The organism is Frankia sp. CoWAU3 (genome assembly GCF_977971855.1).
In genome coordinates this window covers 13,659-16,700 of record NZ_CDWWXB010000061.1, presented here as the reverse complement: position 1 = coordinate 16,700, position 3,042 = coordinate 13,659, and the positions used below count along the sequence as shown (strand labels likewise).

4 protein-coding genes are annotated in these 3,042 nt (G+C 72.0%); 3 read left to right on the top strand and 1 reads right to left on the bottom strand.

What is annotated here, in order from left to right:
- Nucleotides 1-118: 118 nt before the first annotated feature.
- Nucleotides 119-418: a hypothetical protein gene (locus AC08ON_RS08135; RefSeq protein ID WP_476610039.1), complete on the bottom strand. Its 300-nt coding sequence runs from the start codon at nucleotides 416-418 to the stop codon at nucleotides 119-121.
- A gap of 353 nt (nucleotides 419-771) precedes the next feature.
- Here AC08ON_RS08135 and AC08ON_RS08130 point away from each other — a divergent pair, with 353 nt between their 5' ends.
- The 3 genes from AC08ON_RS08130 to AC08ON_RS08120 form a co-directional block, all read left to right on the top strand.
- Nucleotides 772-1,686 carry an FAD binding domain-containing protein gene (locus tag AC08ON_RS08130; protein WP_476607129.1) on the top strand — a complete coding sequence of 305 codons (915 nt, stop codon included), beginning with the start codon at nucleotides 772-774 and terminating at the stop codon, nucleotides 1,684-1,686.
- Entirely contained in the window at nucleotides 1,683-2,273 is a 591-nt protein-coding gene (locus AC08ON_RS08125) for a (2Fe-2S)-binding protein (protein WP_476607128.1), read from the top strand. The genes AC08ON_RS08130 and AC08ON_RS08125 overlap by 4 nt, the downstream gene beginning before the upstream one ends.
- A partial coding sequence (locus tag AC08ON_RS08120) for a molybdopterin cofactor-binding domain-containing protein (RefSeq protein ID WP_476616726.1) occupies nucleotides 2,270-3,042 on the top strand: 773 nt, incomplete at its 3' end. The genes AC08ON_RS08125 and AC08ON_RS08120, both read left to right, overlap by 4 nt.

The following is a 3,042-nucleotide window of genomic DNA, read 5'->3' as shown; positions in this document are numbered from 1 at the left end:
AAACGACAAGCTGGGAGGCGGTGCTGGGAGAGCTGGCCGCGGTGGACACGGCCGCAGCCGATCTCGGCTGCCGGCTGCCGTTCCCGCTGCGCACGCTGGCCGGATGGGGCTGCGCCCTCTACACCCGGCCCTGACCTCCGCACCCGGCCCTGACCGGGTGGCAGCGCGGCGGGGATCGGCCCCCGACACCCGGCGGTAGCGGCCAGCCGCCGGCGTCCGCTACCGCCGCGGTAGCGGCCAGCCGCTCGGCGTCGCCGCCGAGATCGTCACGCAGGACTCGGGTGTAGATGCGGGTCGTCCGGTCGTCCTCCGGCTGGAGACAGAAGAGGATCGTGTTGGTGAAGCCCGCATCGGGATACTCCAGCCGCAACCGCAGCATGAACGGCGGCCGGAAGACGCAGGTCGACCGGCGTGACATGTCCACCTCAAACCTGTCGCATCCCTCTCCGCAGTTCGCGCCAGCATCGGTAAGGTAACACTGGGTGACGCCGGGGCGTTGGTCTGGGTCGGTGCGGGTGGAAGCTGGCGATAACACGGGTGAGATAGCGCAGGTGAGGTGATGAACGCTGCCGCCAAGAAAGATCAGAACTACGTCACTGAGCGTCTGTCTTGATGAACATCCACGTAACCTTCCGCCGTTATGGTCGGTTCTTATGCAGCGTTCGTCCGCCTGCCTGACCCCCGGATCGCCGGCCGGCTTCCCGCGTCATCCCCTCCCGCGCTTCCTTCCACTGGTCGGACCATTGGTCGGATCGGGCGGGGGAGGCCGCTGTGACGACTAGCGGTGCGACGGCCGTCATCTTCCGTCCACGCACGGTAGGGGAGGCAGTGGAGATGCTGGCGACCGCCCATGACGCTGGCAGGGCGGTCGATCTGCTGGGCGGCGGCACCGATCTCGTCCCCGCCCTCCGGTCCGGCGAGCGTCGGCCGGGGGCGGTAGTCGCCCTGCGCCGGGTCCTGGAACTGCGGGTCCGCGGCGCCGGGGCGGATTCGCTCACCGTCGGTGCGGGCGTGACTTACACCGACCTCGCGGGCTGGTCACTGTCGCCCGGCCTCGCTCTCGCCGCCCGGGTGGTCGGTTCCGCGCAGATCCGCAACCTCGGCACGGTCGGTGGCGCGCTGGGCTCGGCACGTCCCACCGGTGACCTGCTCACCTTCCTCACCGCCGCGGACGCCGAGATCCTCGTGGCCTCGCCGCGCGGACCTGGCCGGATGACGCTGCCCGCGTTCCTCGCTGACGGGCTCGCCCCCGACGCCCTGGTCACCGCGGTAAGGCTGCCGCGGCCGGCCGGACCGCAGAGCTATCTCAAGATTGGGGGCAGGCAGGCCGCCTACCAGGCGTTGGTGTCGTGCGCCGTCCTCGTCGACCGGATGCGCCATCGACTGGCCTGCGCGATCGGGGGGGTGGGTCGGCTGCCGATCCGGATGACCGTCGCCGAGCGGTTCGCACACGACGCGGTGGACTGGTCCGCAGGGGCCGCGTCCTCGTCGGCGGCCCGCCGGTTCGGTGAGCTGGTAAGCGAGGCGGTCTCGCGGGTCGGGCCGGAGCTCGCGGCGGGTCCGCGGGTCTCCGCCGACTACCGCCGGCATGCTGCCGGCGTGCTGGCCGCCCGGGCGTTCACCCGATGCCTGGATGCCGCGGGGGCGCCGGTGGACCCCCGAGTCGAGCGGGACGTCCGGCCATGACCGCCCGTTTCGCGGGGGAAGTCCCGGCCGGACCGCCGGCCGGGTCGTCCTGGCCGGACGACGGCGTCGTCGCGCCATATCACCTCCATGTCGACGGCTTCCTGCACACGGTGGCCGGCGCCTGGATCGGGGACTCCCTGCTCACCGTCCTGCGGGACGTCATCGGGGTGACCTCGGTGAAGGACGCGTGTGAGCAGGGGCGCTGCGGTGCCTGCTCCGTTCTCCTGGACGGCCGGTTGGTGGCGTCCTGCACGGTGCTCGCCGCGGACGCCGACGACGCCCAGGTGAGCACCGTTGCCGGTCTGAGGACGGCGGGACCCGCCAGGGCCGTGCGGGCGGCGTTCCTCGAGGAGGGTGCCGTGCAGTGCGGCTTCTGCACCCCCGGGTTCGTGGTCGCGGTGACGGACCTGCTCACCCGGCGGCCGGATGCGGACGAGGAGGAGATCAGGGAATCGCTGGCCGGAAACATCTGCCGGTGCACGGGTTACGGCCGGATACTCGCTGCCATCAGAACAGTGCAGGCTGAGCGGGGCACCCTACTTTTGGGGGATGCACCTGCTCCGCCCCGCCGGGGGGTGGGCCGATGAGTCCGGGGATCGGTCGTCCGGTGCGTCGTCCGGATGGGCCGGACAAGGTGACCGGTAGCTTCTCCTACGTTGGTGATCTGCGTGTTCCGGGGATGGTGCACGCCCGCACCCTGCGATCGCCCCATGCCCGGGCGCGGATCCGGCGCGTCTACGTCGACGCCGCGCGCCGGCTGCCCGGCGTCGTGGGGATGGTGACCGCCGCCGACGTCCCGGGCACGGCCACCCACGGGCTGATCGTCGCCGACCAGCCGGTGTTCGCCGCGACCGAGGTTCGGTACGCAGGGGAGCCGGTTGCCGCCGTGGCCGCGGTTGACGTCCGGACCGCGCGCCGGGCGCTCGCCGCGATCGAGGTGGACTACGAGCCGCTGGCACCTTCGACCGACCCCGACCGGGTATGGCAGCCGGATGCCGAGCCGCTGCATCCGGCGGGCAACCTGTACCGTGAGATCGAGCTGCGCCACGGCGATCCCGACGCGCTCGGCCCGGTGGTGGTCGAGGACCAGTACCTCGTCGGGATGCAGGACCAGGCGTTTCTCGCTCCCGAGGCGGCCCTGGCGATGCCGGCCGCCGATGGTGGGGTGGACCTGCGGGTGGCGACCCAGTGGCTGCATTCGGACCGGGAGCAGATCGCGGCCTGCCTCGGTCTCCCGGAGGAGCTCGTCCGTCTCACCCTGGCCGGTGTGGGGGGTGCCTTCGGCGGCCGGGAGGACGTCACTCTTCAGATCCACGGCGCCCTGCTCGCCCGGGCTACGGGGCTTCCGGTGCGGAT

Bases quoted from the DNA above. Each gene is read 5' to 3' on its own strand.
- AC08ON_RS08135 (WP_476610039.1), bottom strand. From the start codon at position 418: ATGTCACGCCGGTCGACCTGCGTCTTCCGGCCGCCGTTCATGCTGCGG.
- AC08ON_RS08125 (WP_476607128.1), top strand. From the start codon at position 1,683: ATGACCGCCCGTTTCGCGGGGGAAGTCCCGGCCGGACCGCCGGCCGGG.